General features: G+C 50.0%; 16 protein-coding genes. 9 read left to right on the top strand and 7 right to left on the bottom strand.

What is annotated here, in order from left to right; genetic code table 11:
• Window positions 1-186: 186 nt before the first annotated feature.
• Window positions 187-633 carry a hypothetical protein gene (locus J7619_RS01635; protein WP_291193256.1) on the top strand — a complete coding sequence of 149 codons (447 nt, stop codon included), beginning with the start codon at window positions 187-189 and terminating at the stop codon, window positions 631-633.
• A 380-nt stretch (window positions 634-1013) separates the two neighbouring features.
• Here the strand turns inward: J7619_RS01635 and J7619_RS01630 are convergent, their stop codons facing one another.
• A complete protein-coding gene (locus J7619_RS01630) occupies window positions 1014-1943 on the bottom strand; it encodes a hypothetical protein (protein ID WP_291193254.1) in 930 nt (309 codons plus the stop codon).
• 171 nt (window positions 1944-2114) lie between these two features.
• Complete coding sequence (locus J7619_RS01625; protein ID WP_291193252.1) at window positions 2115-2804, bottom strand: response regulator transcription factor; 690 nt, start codon at window positions 2802-2804, stop codon at window positions 2115-2117.
• 430 nt (window positions 2805-3234) lie between these two features.
• Between J7619_RS01625 and J7619_RS01620 the strand changes: the two genes are divergently transcribed.
• From J7619_RS01620 to J7619_RS01590, 7 genes are all read left to right on the top strand, one after another.
• Entirely contained in the window at window positions 3235-4533 is a 1299-nt protein-coding gene (locus tag J7619_RS01620; RefSeq protein ID WP_291193250.1) for a tail fiber domain-containing protein, read from the top strand.
• Between the two features lie 23 nt (window positions 4534-4556).
• A complete protein-coding gene (locus tag J7619_RS01615; protein WP_291193248.1) occupies window positions 4557-5318 on the top strand; it encodes a hypothetical protein in 762 nt (253 codons plus the stop codon).
• A gap of 52 nt (window positions 5319-5370) precedes the next feature.
• Window positions 5371-6210 (top strand): hypothetical protein, encoded by an 840-nt coding sequence (locus J7619_RS01610; RefSeq protein ID WP_291193246.1) that lies wholly within the window; start codon window positions 5371-5373, stop codon window positions 6208-6210.
• Window positions 6211-6260: 50 nt separating this feature from the next.
• Complete coding sequence (locus J7619_RS01605; protein ID WP_291193244.1) at window positions 6261-6974, top strand: hypothetical protein; 714 nt, start codon at window positions 6261-6263, stop codon at window positions 6972-6974.
• A 155-nt stretch (window positions 6975-7129) separates the two neighbouring features.
• Window positions 7130-8350: a hypothetical protein gene (locus J7619_RS01600; RefSeq protein ID WP_291193242.1), complete on the top strand. Its 1221-nt coding sequence runs from the start codon at window positions 7130-7132 to the stop codon at window positions 8348-8350.
• Window positions 8351-8367: 17 nt separating this feature from the next.
• The gene (locus J7619_RS01595; RefSeq protein WP_291193240.1) at window positions 8368-9408 is read left to right on the top strand and encodes a T9SS type A sorting domain-containing protein; all 1041 of its coding nucleotides are present in this window, start codon (window positions 8368-8370) and stop codon (window positions 9406-9408) included.
• Window positions 9409-9518: 110 nt separating this feature from the next.
• Window positions 9519-10214, top strand: coding sequence for a response regulator transcription factor (locus tag J7619_RS01590; protein ID WP_291193238.1), 696 nt, complete (start codon window positions 9519-9521; stop codon window positions 10212-10214).
• Window positions 10215-10390: 176 nt separating this feature from the next.
• Here J7619_RS01590 and J7619_RS01585 read toward each other — a convergent pair whose 3' ends face one another.
• The 5 genes from J7619_RS01585 to J7619_RS01565 all read right to left on the bottom strand — a co-directional run bounded on the left by J7619_RS01585 (window position 10391) and on the right by J7619_RS01565 (window position 15540).
• On the bottom strand, window positions 10391-11509 hold the full coding sequence (locus J7619_RS01585; protein ID WP_291193236.1) for a serine hydrolase: 1119 nt from the start codon (window positions 11507-11509) through the stop codon (window positions 10391-10393).
• Between the two features lie 11 nt (window positions 11510-11520).
• The gene (locus J7619_RS01580) at window positions 11521-12153 is read right to left on the bottom strand and encodes an outer membrane beta-barrel protein (RefSeq protein WP_291193234.1); all 633 of its coding nucleotides are present in this window, start codon (window positions 12151-12153) and stop codon (window positions 11521-11523) included.
• 147 nt (window positions 12154-12300) lie between these two features.
• Window positions 12301-13446, bottom strand: coding sequence for an AraC family transcriptional regulator (locus J7619_RS01575; RefSeq protein WP_291193232.1), 1146 nt, complete (start codon window positions 13444-13446; stop codon window positions 12301-12303).
• Window positions 13447-13587: 141 nt separating this feature from the next.
• Window positions 13588-14730, bottom strand: coding sequence for an epoxide hydrolase family protein (locus tag J7619_RS01570; protein ID WP_291193230.1), 1143 nt, complete (start codon window positions 14728-14730; stop codon window positions 13588-13590).
• 102 nt (window positions 14731-14832) lie between these two features.
• Complete coding sequence (locus J7619_RS01565; protein ID WP_291193228.1) at window positions 14833-15540, bottom strand: FadR/GntR family transcriptional regulator; 708 nt, start codon at window positions 15538-15540, stop codon at window positions 14833-14835.
• A 187-nt stretch (window positions 15541-15727) separates the two neighbouring features.
• On the opposite strand from J7619_RS01565, the gene J7619_RS01560 reads away from it, so the two are divergent.
• Window positions 15728-18931, top strand: coding sequence for a TonB-dependent receptor (locus J7619_RS01560; protein WP_291193226.1), 3204 nt, complete (start codon window positions 15728-15730; stop codon window positions 18929-18931).
• Window positions 18932-18945: the final 14 nt, after the last annotated feature.

The following is an 18945-nucleotide window of genomic DNA, read 5'->3' as shown; positions in this document are numbered from 1 at the left end:
TAGCGGCCATTTAGAAACCGGAAAAGGTATCACTGGCTTTTTTTGACAAGTTTGATAGCGGGCGAGCGTACCGCTCCGCTCTTTTTCAGGTTGGAAAGAAGTGTATTTTTGTAATATTACTCACAGCGAAGCGTCGCGCCAGAGCCGATCCGGGCGGCGTATTTTTTCATTTTTTTCAATTTTCCTATGAAAGCAAAATTTCTCTATTGGATGTTTGTAGTCCTGGTATCTTGTGCTTCGGTATCCGCGCAGGTTGTCTCAAAAGATTCACTTGCCGTGTTGAATAACCAGAAGAAGATATTGGCGCTAAACAAAAAGTTAAACGACAACAAAATTGAGCTGGCCGAACTTGAAAACAAGGTGCCCAAAGCGACTGATGAGGTAGCATCAACGGCGGATAACGCCCAAAAATCGGTGGAACAGAATAAACTGGCAGCCGACAAGCTTGGGACCGATCCACAGGACAAGAAGCTTGCCAAAAACGCCAGCAAGGCTGCAAGTACGGCAAGCCGGGATGCAAAAAGGGCGCGGAAGGCAGTCGACAACCTGGAAAAACTGAAACGGAACATCGAGTCGCTCAAAAAGAAGATCCAGGAAGACGAAACTAAACTGGCCGGTCTGAACGCGAAATAGCAAAATCTCCGGGGTACTGCCCGACCAGGAAATCCGCCTGGTGTAGTCTGAAAACTATACCAGGCGGATTTCCTGTTATTGCCTGACCAGCCCGACGTTTGCCGGGTCGCGTTAGCCGTAATGGGCGGCTGAACGTATGTTGATATACGTAGTTTGGGGGTGTAATCATTCAGCATTTTCGCGTGCCGCCTGACCGGCATGGCCCGAACAACAAAATAGCCACTCTGAAATTACAGAATGACTAATCGAATTACTCGTGTCCAACTATCAAACGCTTCTTTTTCAATCCTTTTGTGAAATTTCACGAAAGGAATTTAGTTGTTGATGAAGGATACCGGCTCATAAAAGTGTGTGTGGTAAAATGTCTGTCAAAAGGCGTTTCACTGTTCAGGTAAAGAAATGACAAGGTGCCACATATCTCCCGAATTGGTGACCTTTGGTGTGCCCCAGGCTCCGGACCCTCCGTCGGCGCGCAGGTAAACACCAAATACCAGGTTGTCGATATTTTCTCCCCTCACAAGCAGGCTTCCGCAAGCAGCCCCCGTCTCACAGCTACCGCTAATGGCCCCTTTGCTGTGTAATATCTTTGTTTGATTCGGATCAAGCTTCATTTGATCATTTCCCGATAACCTGGTCAGTTTTAATCCCGGGTTCAGCAGATCCAGTTCAGTGGCAAAACCCAGCCTTTTGCCGGCAAAGTTGGTGGACGCTCCCAGGCCAATCAGCGAGATAACCGGGTTGCTTACCGGTCGGTCAAACACAAGCCGCACGCGGCCGTAGTAATAGCGGCTGGTATCGCTTTTCGGGGCATTCATGGCATAAAGCGGTTTTGCCGAAAGAAACACCTGCAGGCCCGGATTCATTGACAGGTTGATCCCTTTGCCTGGCTTCCCCAAAGGGTGTGACGTAAAGAGAACCCTTGTCGTGTCGGTGTACTGGTAATTGGTGTTGAACACGGAAGTGCTTTTAACCTGATTGGGCGAAGCTCCGGACGTGGCGCCAAAACTAATACCCGTCTGGTGCTGCAGTACATCCACAAAGGTCTGGTCTTCAAGGCTGACGGTTACGGTCAGCTTATGCTTCATGGGCAGAAAATAGATTCCGTGATCCAGACTGCCGTCCTTATTGAAAAAGAAGGTCAGCGTCTGTGGGGCAGACGTAGGCCCCTTGGGTATCTGCCCCCGGTAGGAGTTGTTAAAGCCGTCCTGAACAAATTCCAGTGTATTTTGAGCCGATAGGGATGAAGTGGAAAGCAAAACAACCAGCGTGGAAATGAATATGGTTTTTTGAAATGGAGAAATTAGGGACACGGTTAGTCGTATAATGGATTATGAATAGACCGCGATGCGGTTGTCATTGCAAAGGTATGAGGTAGGGTTAAGGGATATACTAGAATGAATTCGAGCCTTCCCGCGGAAGTGTAGGTGGCCGATTTCGGGGAGTAATTTTTCAGTGCTGAATTTTTTACTTTTGCGGCTTTTTTATTGAAGGAAGTCCCTTTTCATCGATTCTGTGTCGATCAGCTCAGGCCGCTCTTTTTCGATTTTCTTGTAAAGCTGAATGACGTTGGTCACACCGAATTTTTCGAAGATACTTAGTTTGTGCGTACTCACGGTGCTCCATTTTATGCCCAGTTGCGCCGCAATTTCCTTGGTCCATTTTCCTAGCAGCAGCAGTTTGATGATTTCAACCTCACGGGGTGTAATTGTAATGCGGGCCTTCTTCTTCTCGGGATTCGTGACGTTCTTCAGGTAACTGCGCGCCAGCATGTTTTGGGTTTTGTTGCTCAGGTACTTATCCCCGTTCATGATCGTGTGGATGGCTTCGACTACGGTATCGGTAGGGGCCGCTTTGGAAAGGAAACCATCCGCCCCGGCACTAAGGTATTCGATCGAATAGTCGTCTTCCTTCATGGCGGTATGAATGAGTATTTTCACTTGCGGGCGAACATTGCGAAGCGTTGCGATCATTTTCGGGCTGTTACCGCCGGGAATATCGATATCCAGCACGATCAGATCAATGTTGGACCGCTCTAAAATAGCAAGTCCCTGACTTAAGGTCTGGGTCGAATCAATTTCAATATCAGGGATTTTTTCTTTAATAATTGCCGCAAGGGCCCATAGAATAAGTTCGTGATCGTCGATTAAAAGAATTCGTATTGGCTGATTCATTGCTGGGTAAGCGTTTGATTGTGGAGATATAGCCACAATATTAAGGCTTCCGACGTGAATTTTGTTATAGCTTAAATTCGATATTTTACTAGAATTCATTCCCCGTTTCCACTGGCATTTGAGCCGTATCAATCCCGGGACCGCCATCCTACCTTTGTTTTGCGACGTCGAAGTAAATCTAGTGCAGTTAATGCCAACCCATTTCAAAGAGAGCTATGGTGATCATCGAACACTGATTTTCGTCATGTTTTATTAGTAATCGATAACGCCAGCCATTATACGAATGATCGCGATGGGATGCAGCCCTGCCGCCGGGGCGATACGTGCCACAACCGACTGGCGGGACAACCCGGTGTTGGCCTATTCTTTCCGCACGAATCGGGTTATGAAGGCGATTTCGCACTAAGTCTTAACTTAAACAGAATATATAATGATTGTAAAACGACTACTCACAAGAAGATTTGATCGGAAAGTACCCGGCACCTTGATGCTGGCAGCTACGATGCTGCTTGCGTCTGTGAACCTGTTTGCCCAGGTCAAAATCGGTAACAATCCAACGGTTATAAACGGAAATGCGGTACTGGATGTAGAAAGTGCTACGAAAGGTATCCTCTTTCCGAGAATGGCACTTACCGCCACCACCAATCCTTTGCCCCTTTCCGCGCATGTCGCGGGGATGCAGATTTACAATACGGCCACCGGCGCAGATGTGGATCCCGGTATTTATTACAATGACGGGACTAAATGGGTAAGAGTAGGTGCCGAAGTGGAACAGGTGTTCGTATACGGCTCCGGCGCGCCCTCGGGCAGTTGTACTACCGGAACCATGTATGTAGATACGCTGGAAGACAGCCCAACGGAAGGAAATACATGGAGCTGTGTGGGAGGGGCCTGGGTTGATTATAATCCCCCTGCTACTGGTGCCAGCACTCCTTTTTACATTGCCAGAACCGCTGCCGATGCGAAGGGTAACAAAGTAAGTGCAATCTGGCGACGGGGCTACGTGGGTGTCAATGTAAACAATCCCAGGTCTGATATCCACACGGCCGGACGAATACTCCTGACACGAAATGGGTACAACAATGTAGGATTAACCAATGGTACTCATCCGATAGGTGGCGTGGTTAATTATTTTAACAATAATACCCGCGACGCATATGTTGCAGTTCAGAGTCGAGGAGGAAATACCGCAGCCCTTTTTTTGAGCAAGTCGTTTGCAACCAGCAATGATGTTTACGTGAGGTTTGCTTTGACGAGCAATGGAAGTACAGCTCCCGCGGGGTCTATTACCCGGGGCAGTGGGTACACCGTACTCTACAATACCACTTCGGATGTTCGCTTGAAGGAAAACATCAAGCCTACGCATTATGGCATTCAGGACCTGATGAAAATTGAGGTGAAGGATTACAATTATATCTCCGATAAAAAAGCGCCGACGACCGGTTTCCTAGCCCAGCAACTCTACAAAGTGTTCCCGGCTGCCGTAACCGTAGGTGGCAAAGATGCCGGCAAGAATCCGTGGAGTGTAGATTATGGGAAGCTTACGCCACTGCTGGTCAAAGCCGTTCAGGAGCAGCAGTCGGAGATCGAGAAGCTGAAAACCCAAAATGAATTACTGCAAAAGGAACTTGTCAAAGTAGCCACATTGAACGACAAGCTGGAAGAAATGCAAGCCAAACTGGCCCGGCTGCTTGCCTCCAAACCGGAGCCAACTAATGCCAGTAAATAATCAAACCTAAGCATTTATCACTTATGAAAGTTCCATGCGCCAAAATGTGCAAGTTACTGGTTGTCTCAGCGCTGGTGCTGGGTGCCACTACCGTCTTTGCCCAGGTCAAAGTCGGGGATAATCCCACTACGATCAACCCCGGGTCGGTACTGGAATTGGAAAGTACCAACAAAGGATTGTTAATGCCCCGTATTTCCCTGACTAATACCACCACCTGGGGGCTTCTGGGGACGGCCGCTGCAGGTATGCATGTGTACAACACCAACACGGGAATCACTTCGACCAACGCCAGCTATCCAACGCTTTCGGCCAAAGTAGGTGAATACTATTGGGATGGTACCGGATGGGTGGCACTTGGCCAGGCCGTTGTGTCGCCCTATCTCAGACTTAGGGGAGCGGTAATAACGCCTACCAACGGTTCGAGTTTAATAGTCACCAATTTATCCGCCCAATTGACAAACGATATTGTTTATACCCCGGGCAGCGGCGATATTAAAATTAATAAATCCGGGATATACTTCTATACGCAGACAGTCATGGGGCCACAACAGCCAGGAGCGCCTGGTGGCGTGTTTGATTTTTGTCATGCGGTTATGGTCAATGCCACGAATATTGACCAGGCCTGCGGAAGGAGCGACCGTGGCGAAGGCACGTCCAGTACCGTTTCGGGAATCTTCCGGCTTAATGCCAATGACACTGTGAGGCTTAGCTTATCAACAGCCTCTGGCTGGGCGGGAAATGGCCAATATTCGTTTAGTGTGGCTTTGTATAAACTTAGTGACTAGTACCTGTCTGTACAGCCGAAAGCAAATAATCAAACCAAATCATTTATTACCTATGAAAATTTTACACACGACGGTGTGGCGGCTGCTTATTGCGTCCTTGGTGGTGCTGAGCGCGACTGCCTCCTTTGCCCAGGTGAAAATCGGCGACAATCCTACCACGATTAACCCCGGATCGGTGCTGGAATTGGAAAGTGCGAACAAGGGATTGCTGATGCCCCGTATCGGTTTGACTAATACAACCGTCTGGGGGTTGCTGGGTACGCCTGCTGCCGGGATGCACGTGTACAACACCAATGCGTCCATTGTGTCGACTAACACCGCTTATCCCACATTGGAGGCGAAGATAGGCGAGTATTATTGGGATGGCACCGGTTGGGTAGCACTGGCGACAGTTACAAAGTCGACTGTCATCACCACTTTTCAGCAATCTGCGGGCGTTGTGGTCACGCTGCCTTACGCTGTCAGCGCGGGATATTGCAACGCGCTTTCTTGCGCGACTTACCTGAACTTGGGAGGGAATTTTGCGATAAGAAACGGTGCGAACGACGTGGTTGTCGACTTTACCGGTTATTCAAACGTGACCAACAACTCGACACCGGTTGCCTATAATTTCTTTTTAGCCATAGACAAGACGACGCCTGGCGTATTTGAATCGATTGATGGGTTCTATTATACGGAAGTGGGGACTGGATGTGTCGGGAATAGCTTCAACTATAAAAGTGTTTTGAAAAACCTTCCGGTAAGGGCTGTTCCTTATCAGGTGAGAGTCTACCTGGCTCCCTGGGTGAATGGCGGAACGGTTGCCCAATTTGGTATGGGGGCATCTGCCCTGGTGGGATGCGGTGGAGGTACTCCGGATAGGGAACGTTTGGTTGTTTCCGTAAGTCAGTGATGCCGCTGTAAGATTAGGTTTTCTAATTGTTCAATCTAAATAATTCGTCTATGAAAATTCTACTTACCAGAATACGTAGAATACTGGTTTCGGCGCTGATGTTGAGTGCTACGTTTTCCTTTGCCCAGGTCAAGATCGGAACGAATCCGACGACGATCGAGCCGGCAAGCAACCTGGAGGTGGAAGCTGCAACGACCGGCCGTAAAGTAAAAGTCGATAAAACAACCGGCCAGTTGACCATTAAGGACGGAACGGAGGGCGCAGACAAAATACTGACTTCTGACGCCGTTGGAGGAGCAAGCTGGAAAACGCCGGGCACTTTGAAACTCGATCAGACCGTTTTTGTCGGACGGCAGTCGGGGGTATATACGGTTACCACATTTAACAATGTATTCAATGCACTAAAAGATCGCATTCCCCTTGATGTTCAGTCTGGTTCACTGACAGGGTGGAATGCCGCGACCAAGCAGTACGTTATCCAGGAGAGTGGAAATTACCGGATTTTTACCGGTGCAGCCCTGACCGGTACGCTAGCGCCTCCACAAGTTACGGTTGGGGCCGTGTATTTATGGCCCTTTCAGGTATTGAATAAGTATGACGGGATCAATAACCTGGTGGGGCCGGTATTGTCCGAGTTTTGGGAGGCCCATCTGGATGCCGGTGCTGTGGTTGATTTATATGTCACAAGCAATCCACTGACCGGAGGAGCCCAAAACATCAACGTGCAGAATGGGTTCCTTACCATTGTCAAGCTCGCATATTAATGTACGGATTATCAAGCCAGGAAGCTGTTTGATCTGAAAACAATCACTTCAGGTTCCGGCAATGCGCATTCTTCGCGGAAGGCCGGATATCGGATTCACACAAAACCAAAAACATGATGAACAAAACTACAAACAAACTATACTGCAGACCATCCATGTCCCGGAAATGGGACAAGGTCTGGTTGATGATATTAATCGCCTTGTTCGGTCTGGTCTATCAGTCGCAGGCCCAGGAAGGCAGCCAGGGCAACACCACGATTTTCGGTGGGGCACAAATGACCTTTTTCGGTAACCATGATTTCGTGGCCGGCGGCAGCGGCGCGCAACCGGGCGTAATCCTGACCGAGCGGGCGACGGGGAATTTCGGGATCCTCAATTTTTCGGGGGATAACCTGACTTCCACTGGCGCATCCGACGCGGGTTATGTGGACGGGTACGTACGCAAGTATGGCGCGGGGCAATTTATATTTCCGGTGGGCGACAATGGCCACCTGGGGCAGTTTGCTGCTTCGGTGGACGGGACAATGGGGGCATATTTTTTCGCAAACCCCGCCACTGCCGTCACCAGCAATCTTTTCACAGGCGGAAACTATCCGGCCCTTCCCAATGGCGGGCCTTTCCCGATCGGCATGACAACCCGGGGGCCTGGTATCAAGGCGGTAAGCAATGTGGAATACTGGGATATCGATGGCGCGAATGCTACCAAAATCACGTTGACGTGGGATGCGACAAGTAACGTTACCGCGCTCACAGGAAGCGTTTTGTCTTCGCTGACAATCGTGGGGTGGAATGGGTCTGACTGGGTAAGGATCCCGTCGACTGTTGATGCTACCTCGATTTTGGGAGGGGCTAGTACCATTACCGACGGGTCTATTACCACCACGGCTTCCATTGCACCCAATACTTATATTGCCTACACGCTGGCGGGCATGGGGCCGGATCTTTCACCCCGCATTTCCGTAATCCCTGCCATTGTCCATGGTACGCAGGTATTGGAAGTGGTGTTGTCGGCGGTGGAGGTGGGGGCTGTTACTGCAACCAACGGCGGGCCTATCACGGTCAGGATCCCCAAGAACCCATTGCTTTCCAATTTTGTCTGGAACCAGACCCAGGCGACGGCCCCGGCCAATGGTAACATTTCCGTACAGAACAGCATCTGGACTTCAACCCAGGATGCCAGCTACTACATTTTTACCACCACGACTGTCATTCCCAAAAGCAGCCAGCGCAGGCTCGCTTTTTACGTAACACTGACTCCCGGCGCTACCAACGGGACCTTCTCGCTACCCGTCAATATCCCGAACGGTGCGGGAGGAGGGGAGGTAAACCTGCTCAATAACCAGGATGCAGAACAGATTGAATATTTCGCTAACTAATCAAACAAGCTATGACCATGAAGAATTACGCATTTTCCTTATTTGCATTGCTACTGGCTTTCGGAACGTTCGAAGCCAGTGCTCAGGCCATTGACATGAACCTGACTTCGCCGAATATCACCCCGGCACCTGCCCTTTTTCCGGGAAAGGTTACGATCACTTTTAACATCACGGCAGAAATCCTGGACCAACAGCTAAGCAGCGATGACCTGGGTAGCAGCTTTGCCTCGGTTACTATATCGCTCAGTGATTTACAGGGCAGCACGTCGCTGATACCTTCCGGTGCCGGTGGGGATATGTTTAACTGGACCTATAATGCTGCGACCAATTCGTATACGGGATTTTCAAAGGATGTATTGATGACTGCGGATGTCATTTATCCGATCACATTGGAAAATCTGCCTACAACGAAGGTAACTACCGATCTTACGGTCGGATTTTTGGCTAACCTTAATCCTCCCGGCGACTTGCTGGCAAGCGAGTCTAATGATGACGCTGCGTCGATATACACCCGTGCAGACCTTAACCTGCCTGTGACTTTGGTTTCGTTTAATGCGGCCAAAGAAGGAGGCGTGGTAATGCTGAGGTGGGCCACTACCGAGGAGACCAATAGCGATTATTTCGAAGTGCAGCACAGCACAAACGGGAAAAACTGGGCCAAAATCGGCATGGTTAAATCACATGGGGAGAGCACAGTTTTGCGCAATTATGACTTTACGCACCAGTCACCGGCAGGCGGCCAGAACCTCTACCGTCTGAAAATGGTGGACAAAGACCTGACTTTTGCATACAGTGCCATCCGCGATGTGCGACTGGAAGGGAGCGAATCAATCGCATACGTATATCCCAATCCGGTAGTTGACAGGCTCTTTATCAAAGATTCCGGGACGGGGGCCGAGGTTAACATTTACGACACCAGGGGTATGAAGGTCTATCATGGCGAGGTCCCTCAGACCGGCGAGTTGAATATGAAGAACTTTTCCAATGGGATTTACGTGGTCAACATCACCCGGGCGAATGGTACCGAAACTTCACAGAAGATCATTGTTAGTAAATAAAATGCCTAAACGCCGGTAGTTATGGCATCTTTCCGGATTTTCCGGAAAGATGCCAAGAAGTGACTGCCGTCTTTTTGAATGGATTTCATCATACTAATAAACCATAGGGCATGACGATACTTGTTGTTGAAAGAGTGCCGATATATCGCTACGGATTGGTGGCTTTCCTGAAACAAAGGCTTCCTGATAGCACTATCCTTGAATCGGAGACGCTCAAATCCTTTGCTGGCGATGACTGCCGCCACGAAACGGTCGACCTGATCGTAGCCAGGGCCGATTCGGCCGTCGGGAGCGAAGATAGGAACGATGTTCTCGCCGCCCGCGAATTTTATCCGGCTTCCAAAATCGTTGTTTTTGCCGGCACCGTAGAGTACGAAGTGGTGACTGCCAATCTGAATGCAGGGGTAAGCGGTTACTTTTGCGAAGAAGGCGAGTTGGAAGAATTCGTAAAATGCATCCGTCGCGTTGCTGAGGGAAAGAAATACATCAGCCCCAGCATATTATGGATATTGCTCGATCTGGAGGACCCGAAAAAGCTATCTAAAACTACCCGGCCCCTTGCGCTTACAGCCCATGAGCATCAGATTGCGGAGTATTTTTGCGAAGGAAAGAGGACCAAGTGGATCGCTAACCAACTATGCCGGAAAGTGTCCACCATTAGCACGATTAAAGCCAATATATTTAGAAAACTTAAAGTGGAAAACGTTTTCCAGCTTAAACTCAAACTTCAAATGCAGGAAGTTGTTCCACTAGCTCAGCAAGGGCAAATCGTGGAGGGGATCGCCCGGGGAATAGGGCAATGGTGATTTTCGTGCATTCAGGCCGCGCGAAGGCAACCGGCCTCCTGCTACGACTGGTGTGTTAGCCTTGTTTCACATTACTTATACATAACGCTATGTTTTAAATCTATCGGTGGGATAACGACGCATTTATGAATCCGCTGGTTTTCAATGACCCGATCGGGAGGCCCATTCATACAAGACTACAACTTCCCATTTATCGCCCGCAGGATTTCAAACCCCATTTGTGTCTGAAATGGATCGGGGTTAAGCGAGGAGTTTAGCAGGATTACCACGCCGGTTTTGGACGATTCATCAAACCCTATAAAAGAAGTATAGCCGCCATTGCCGCCGTTTTTCCAAATGTAGTTCTTTTGGTCAAATGCAACCAGCGCCCACCCCAGGCCAATGCCGTCCTGATGATCGCCATCGTAAGTGAAAGTGCGTTGGTGGGTGAGCCTGATGGCCTCTTTGAGTGGATTGTCCGTCAAAGCCATATTCGCTTCCAGGAAAATCAGCATGTCTTCCAGATTGGAAATCAGCGATCCCGTGCCCTGAAAGATGTTGGCCATGTACTTGCTCCACGACTCGACCTGCTTGTTTCCGTGGTGCCCGCTCACCAGGTTTGACATCTGCGCTTCGGTGAATGAAACGGTGGTGTGATTCATACCCAAGGGTTTCAGCACGTTCCGGGTGATCATTTCCTCGTAGTTCGACTTGTTGTGAAGGCTCAGGATCTGTCCGAGCAAACCGTATCCCACATTGGAATATTCGAACTTGCTCCCGGGCTCGCGGTCCAGGGTGTAGCCATTGACAAATTCGTACATCTTTTGCTCGGTATAACCTTCATAGGGATTGTAAGCGTCATCGTCCATGTCGGAAGGGAGTCTGGGAAGCCCGGAGGTATGGTTTGCCAGGTGGCGGAGGGTAATCTTTTTTCCGTTGAACGACGGGATTTTTACCTGCTGGGGAAGGTACTTTTCAATCGGGTCGTCCAGGTTCAACTCCCCGCGCAAATGCATGTTTGCCAGCGCGATAGCGGTAAATGTTTTTGTAATGGAGGCTATTTCCAAAACTGATGCCGGTCCGATCTGTTCCGGCCCGCCCGGCTCTTTTTCGCCATAGCTGAATATTTGCCGTTTGCCGTTTTGGACAACCCCGACGATGACGCCGACGTTCGCACCTGTGGCGATGTAAGGATAAACCGCGTTGTCGACCGCTTCTCTGACAGTGGCAGGCTCCGGTACCTTCTTTTCACAGGAACAAAACAATGCGGCAAGGATGACGAAAGAAAGGGGGGATTGGAATAATGACATTTTCATTTCTATGGCTATTAAATGTTACGGTCTAAGGCGATTCTGAGGCCTGGAAATACATAATTATATACACCAAATTCTTTATTGGTCCTGGAAAGTGATTTCAGATCGGAAGAAAGGTAAAGCTGGGTCGACAGGTAGTACGAAGGCGTCAATCGGAATTTGAACCCGATGGCAAATGGAATACCCATAGTCATTTTGTGGAGGTACGGCGCAATGTTGGCCGAAGTGCCATTCTCATATTGGAGTTTTGCATGGGTCAGATAAGAAAGCTGTATGCCCGACTGGACCGTGAAAATCAGCTTTTTTTCAGGTGCGGTATTGTATCCGATCCATAACGGTACATGGATGTAGGCCAGATCGGCCCGCCTTTGCTCGAAGCCGCCGCCCTGAAAAGCATAAAGCAAATCGGCCCCGACATGGAGCTTTCTTGCCGGGTTATAGTTTACACCCACACCCTGCGCCGTTCGAATCCTTGAATAGTGCGGCGCTATTTTGAGAAAATCGGCAATAGGAACGCCGGTATCGTAGCGGAACATGGTCGACGAGGGCAGAAACCGTACCCCGACCGACAGTTTGGTCTGTGCATAACCACACGGACATAAAAGAAAAAAAGTAACAATGAGCGTACATAGAGAAATACATTTCATGGCGAAATCTCCGGCTTGGTTTGGAGGTTGGATGGATAATTTTACCGGGCAAAGGTACCTGCCGGCCCAACCGCAAACGTTCGGGTTTAAGTATTTCTTTTGTATTTAAATTGTTGGTAATCAACTGTATGATAAACCGGAACTTCCTCATGCGCCGTTTGCAGGCCTGCCGCGCTCACGAAATTCCCTCGGGGAGCAGCCGGTGTACTTTTTGAAAGCCGTATTGAAGGAGGTTTTCGAATTAAAACCCGACTCGAAGGCAATGTCGAGAATACTCAAGTGATCGAATTCACTATCGAGAAGCATTCTTTTGCAATTTTCCAGTCGGTACCGATGGATGAAATTGTAAAAATTCTCGTTGAATTGAGAGTTGATGAGGTAGGAGGTCTGATAAGTATTCAGCAAAATCATCTTCGCCAGCCTGGGTAAGGTAATTTCACTGTCCATATAGGGCTTTTCCGATTCCATTACGGCTAACAGTCGTTGATGGTAGAGCGCGATCTTTTCGTCGCTGATTGTTTTTTTCTTTTGGACAACGACACCTTCGTCCTCGGAAACGCTATCCGGGCATTGTGGAAGTGGTTCTTCCAGCAAAGAAAAAACATCCCGCTGCCGGACCAACTGAAGGCCGACATAATAAAATCCCAACAGGTAAACGGACGGGAAAAGCCCCGACCGGTGTGCACTGTCCGTAAAAGCCTCGGCGAAGGACACCGCAAACAAAATGCACATGCCCGCTATGATATTGGAAAGCCAGTGATAATCATTGTCGGGTAGGTTGGACACGAACAAAGGCAACGTTTTTCGGTGCTCCGCCAGTTTGCGGATTGAGAAATACATGTAAATGGCGACCTGTATAAAGAACAAAGCCACCAGGAAAGTATCAACCGGATTGTATTCGGCAGAAACCGCCGCCTGGCTCAGGGACTTCAGGTCGGCATCTGTGAAAACGTAACTTTTGAAATACAGCAGCAGGATGACCGCATAGGGAATAAAGTGATAGAAGATCCCCGGCGACCATTTCTGGGAAACGGAAGTCAGGTAAAAGGTAGCCCAATAGATAATGGGAGCGAATGTGAACAAAACCGGCTGAAAAGCCACGCTCAGCCAGGGATACCGGTTATAGGTTCCGACAGCGGCAAGTACTTCGTCTGTGAAATCAAAGGATAGGCCGATAAAAAGTGCAGCCAGAAAACGGTAGCCAAGAATATTCTGGGTCCTCTTAGTCGCAGCCAGGATCGACAAGAAGAGCAGGCAACTGACGGTAGCTGCATTAATGAGTAAACTATACATTTGTTGACCAGGCAATGAAGGATGCTCGCCTCAATCGCAAAGTTGCAATTAAAAAGATTCTGCGTACGAATAAAAATAGTTAATCGGAACGGCCGTAGCAGTGACAATGCCTGGGTATGAGAGGAGGGCTGGTGTTTGCCGTCATTCCGTTCGTAATGGCCGGAAAAACTCCCGAAGTTCGGCAGCCAGCAGCTCAGGTTCCTCCCACGCCGAGAAGTGCCCTCCTCTGGGCATTTCAGACCAGCGGACAACATTATAAAATCTTTCGGCAAAACTTCTGGGGGCAGGAATGATATCCTTTGGGAATATGGCTACGCCGGTTGGGACGCTAATTTTTGTGTTCGTTTGCGGCGGGGTTTGATCCTCATCAAAGTAGGGTGTGAACGACGACCGGATGGTCTGCGTCACCCAGTACAAGGTAATGTTGGTGAGTAGCTCGTCTTTGGTGAAACTATTTTCAAGGTGGCCTTTACAGTCACTCCAACGGTGGAATTTTTCCAGTATCCAGCCAGCCAGGCCCACCGGCGAGTCGTTCAGGCCATAAGCCAGCGATTGCGGCTTGGTGGATTGTTCAATGGCGTAGCCGCCTTCGGTGAACTGCCAGGTTTGACCTGCTTGGAGGTACTGCTTTTCCTGCGTGTCTAAATCATCGGGCTGTATGGCGAAAAGATGCCAGTAAGGAATGTCCAGCAGGTGAATCCCGACCAGCGAGCCGTGCACATCCATTCCAAGACGTTCGACTACGCCGCTACCCACATCTCCGCCATGGGCGGCGTACGATGCGTAGCCCAGCGTTTCGGTTACCAGCTTATGCAGCAGGCCGGCGGTCCAGGCAATGAAGGATTTCTTTTCGGCAGGCCTGTCCGAGAAACCAAAGCCCGGCAAACTCGGAATAATGACATCGAAAGCGTCGTTGGGATCGCCGCCGTTTGCGGCCGGATCTGTCAGAAGCGGTATCAGTTTTTGAAACCGGAGAAATGAATCCGGCCAGCCATGGCATAGCAACAGCGGCAGTGGCCTGGAGCCTGTTCCCTTCTGATGAATAAAATGGATGTTAATCCGATCAATTTCGGTAGTGAAATGCGGAAGCTCATTGAGCTTCTCCTGCTGTTTTTGCCAATCGAAGGTATTTTGCCAGTAGTCTGTGATTTCTTTCAGGTAAGTAATGTCTGTCCCCAATTGCCAGTCGGCCTGATGCAGGCTGTCGGGCCAACGCGTGTTGCCGAGGCGGGCATATAAATCCTCTATAATTTCTGGTGAAACATTGATCTGAAAAGCTTGCATGGCATGAGCTGTTTGTTGATAAGCAAACAATGCTAAAAATCCTTGCCATAGGCCACCATCGTCGATGCTCGGGAACGGATCATTTGCAGACCGGGCTGGCTATCACGATGTCTGTACCCCGTTTTGAAGCGTTGTTGTAAAGTACGGCATCAGATGGCCATACATCGCATTGCGGAATTGTGCGGCGGTGCCATTTTTGAGGACATCGAAAAGATCGGCGTGAGAGACCGGGTTGGGCAGATCGGTATGGATGCCCTTTTCTAAATACTCCTTGAATACGTGATCGAAGACCGGGAACAGCAGCGTCTGAAAACGTCTGAACGTATCATTGCCCGTCATCTCGTACAGCTTGCCATGAAACTCGATCTCGTCTTCCCGCGAGAGCGATTTGAGCCCCTTCTGTTTATTGACGATCGCTTCGAGCTCTTCGAGGTCCTTATCGGTTTTGCGGGCGAACAGGAATTCGGCGATCCCCATTTCAAGGATCAGCCGCAGCTCGAAAAGATCCTTCTGATTGTCATGGCTCAGGATCGACGGGCTCATGACCTTCTCAATACCCGCGAAAAGGTCGGGTTGCGCCATGATCATCCCGCGCCGCGTGCGACTTTCGATCAGGCCCAGCATCCTCAGCCGGCTCAGCGCTTCGCGGACCACATTACGGCTCACATTCAGTTTTTGTGCAATCTCGGTTTCGTTGGGCAACGAATCGCCCGGTTTAAAACCATTGTCCATCAGATATTCCCTTAGAATGTTCTCCACCCTGTCGGTCATCGACAGGCTTTCCATAGGGCCCAGTGCGCTCGCTTTCATTGATCTCAGTTTCCTTTTGGGGACAAAGGTAAGTTAAAGATGGCTACATCGACAACTTTTATAATATTTTCAGACAAACGCTTTTATATTAAAATCCTATAATTACATTTGTAGTACAAATAAACATCCAATCATTCTTCTGCATTTCTGACAATTCCCGATATAAACCTTTATGATTTGAAATTTTATGCGTTACATTAAAAGCAAAACGATCAAAACAACGATGAATATCGCGGGCCTGTGGTTCGTGGTTTCAGCGGTGTATGCGCAAGATCTGGTAGTGTCCGGACAGGTAAAGTCCGGTCAGGACAACCAGCCGCTGCCCTTTGTGACTGTCGTGGTAAAAGGCAGCCAGCAGGGAGTGAATACGGATGCCGAGGGGAAGTACAGGATTAGCGTAGGCGGGGAAAGCATTTTGATCTTTAGTTTCGTAGGCTATCGTACGCATGAAGAACGGGTCGGAAGCAGGACTGCGCTCGACGTGGTCCTGGAACCCGACCAGAACAACCTGAATGAAGTGGTGGTAGTCGGTTATGGAAAGCAGGAACGTGAAAACATCACCTCCTCCATCTCCAAGCTCGACAGCAAGGTGCTTGAAAACATCCCTTTCGCGAATGCGGCTTCGGCCCTTCAGGGCTCTATCGCTGGCCTGCGGGTACAGAGCACGTCCGGTTTGCCGGGTAATGCGCCGCGCATTATCCTGCGGGGAGGGACATCGATCAACAATCCGGACGGCTCGGCGCCGCTTTTCATCATCGATGGCGTGATCCGTTCCAATATGAACGACATCAGCTCGGAGGAGATTGAATCGATGCAGGTGTTGAAGGATGCGGCTGCTACGGCCATTTATGGCGCCAGGGCGTCCAATGGCGTGGTGATCATCACTACGCGGTCGGGAAAGGCCGGCAAAGTGCGGGTTTCGTACCAGTACGACGCGACAATATCGAGCCTTGCCAAAGGATATGACCTGCTTTCTGCACGCGACTGGCTCTATTTTCAGCGGTTGGGTACGGTGGCCTCGTCGGTCAAGAACCCAGCCAACCTCAATAAGCTGACATTGCCCAATAGCTCCGGTACCGGGAATGACCTGACCAATAATACGGCCTACACCACCCAATACCTCACACCCGCCAACCAGCATAAGCTCAGTGAAGGATGGGAAAGCATGCCCGATCCGGTCGATCCCAGTAAAACACTGCTATTTAAAGGGACGGACTACCAGGACCTTCTTTTCAGAACGGCGCTATCGCAAAATCATCACGTTTCGGTGAGCGGCGGGACGGAAAAGGCTACTTACAGCGCAGGGCTCGGCTATATGGATGCGGAAGGGATTGCGATTACCACCAAATACCGGAGGCTGAACTTTGACTTAAATGGCGATCTGATGGTCAGCAACAAGCTCCGGTTTTACAGCCGGTTGATGTTTTCAAGTTCCGGCAACAACCAGGGTATTTCCGACAATTCACTTTTCGAGCGGTCCATTGGCCTGGCCCCAACCGCAAAATATGCCTACGAGGATGGGACGCTCGCGCCCGGGACCGGCCAGAGCATAGGGAACCCGGTGTATCAGCTCAATAAAATCAAAGCCAAGAACAATCGCGATAACCTGACGCTGGCGATCGGCTCGCACTGGGATATTTTGCCGGGGCTTTCCTTCGACCCGCAGCTGTCGTTGTTCAAATCCACGATCGAGGCGCGGTCGTTCCAGGAAGCATTTTATAATGGACCGGGCTTGTACGTGGATACGCGCAATGCCACGGGTTCTTTTGATAAAACCGAGCAGTATCAGGCCGATGGGGTACTGACCTATACCAAAACACTGGCAGGCAAGCACAATCTGGAAATAAAGGCAGGTATTTCTTATTTCAACCGCATTGCCACAGGCCTGAGCGCGACCGGCAGAAAGGCAGCGTCCGATCTGGTACCTACCCTGAATGCGTCGGCTGAGCCGGTTGCGGTTGGCGGGTCTGAGAGCAGTCAGGTACTGATCGGCTATTTCTCGAGAATCAATTATGATTTCGACCAAAAATACCTGATATCCCTCAGCGCACGTTACGACGGCGCTTCCAACCTGGGGCGTAACAACCAATGGGGTGTTTTTCCGGGTGTATCTGTCGGCTGGAACCTGCATCGGGAGGAATTCTGGAAAGCGCTGCCCGAAAATCTCCTGCGTGTGAAATTGCGGGCAAGCTACGGTGTGAATGGTAATATCAGCGGCCTCGGCGACTTTACCGCGCAAGGGAATTACAGCGTCGGTAACCAGTACTCGACCAATGCAGCGGTACTTAATACGACGATTTCTAATTCGGATCTGAAATGGGAACGCTCGAAAACATTTGATGTAGGCGCCGATGTCGGCCTGTTCGGAAACAGGATCAGTTTGCTTTTGGATTATTACCGCAGGGTTACCGATAACCTGCTTACCTCGCTGAGCCTTCCAATGTCGACCGGGTTTTCGAGCGTACTCACCAACCTCGGAAGTCTGGAAAATAAAGGGGTAGAGCTCGAATTGAGCGCGCGCGTGCTTCCGGCCAGCAGCGCCGTCAACTGGAATGTATCCTTCAATGCGGCGCAGACCAAACATAAGATCCTCAGCCTGCCTTATAACGGCATTGAAAACAACCGTATCGGGGGTGTCTACGTCTGGAACCCGGCAATCAATGGTTACGCCTGGATGGGCGGCTTGCAGGAGGGCGGCCGGATCGGCGACATGTACACCTATAAGCAATTGAGCATCTACGCCACCGACGAGGAGGCGGCCGCCGGGCCGGTGGACAACCTGGTAACGGGTGCCAACAAGACCAAATATGGCGGAGATGTGAACTGGCTGGATGCGGATCAAAATAAGGTGATCGACGAAAAGGACAGGGTATATGTTGGAAATCCTTATCCGGTCTGGACGGGAGGTTTTACCAATTCATTGGAGTACAAAGGGATCAGCCTGTTGCTGCGGATGGACTACACGACCGGTCACACGATCCAGAATTATCCCAGGGCACAAATGATCGGCCAGTTTCAGGGCGAAATAGGGTTGCTTTCGGATGTGAAAAGGTCATGGCAGAAACCCGGAGACATTACGGACATTCCCCGGTTTTACTGGGCCGATCAGCAGGTACAAAACAACCTGTACCGCGGTGGTATCGGCGGAGGAAATTCGATGTACTATGAAAAGGGCGATTACCTGGCCGTACGGGAACTTACCCTGGCGTACAGTATTCCCAAGTCGATCCTAAACAGGGCAAAGATCAATGGTTTACGGCTGAATGTGACGGCCAATAACCTGCATTACTTCACGGGTTACAAGGGGCTGAACCCCGAGGAAGGGGGAGTCGACAGGGGAAGGTACCCGATACCCCGCTCCATTATTCTCGGCTTGAATATTTCACTGTAAAACCATAACGACGA

The organism is Dyadobacter sp. (assembly GCF_017744695.1).
Classification (GTDB): Bacteria; Bacteroidota; Bacteroidia; order Cytophagales; family Spirosomataceae; genus Dyadobacter.
This window is presented reverse-complemented; position numbering and strand designations above follow the sequence as displayed.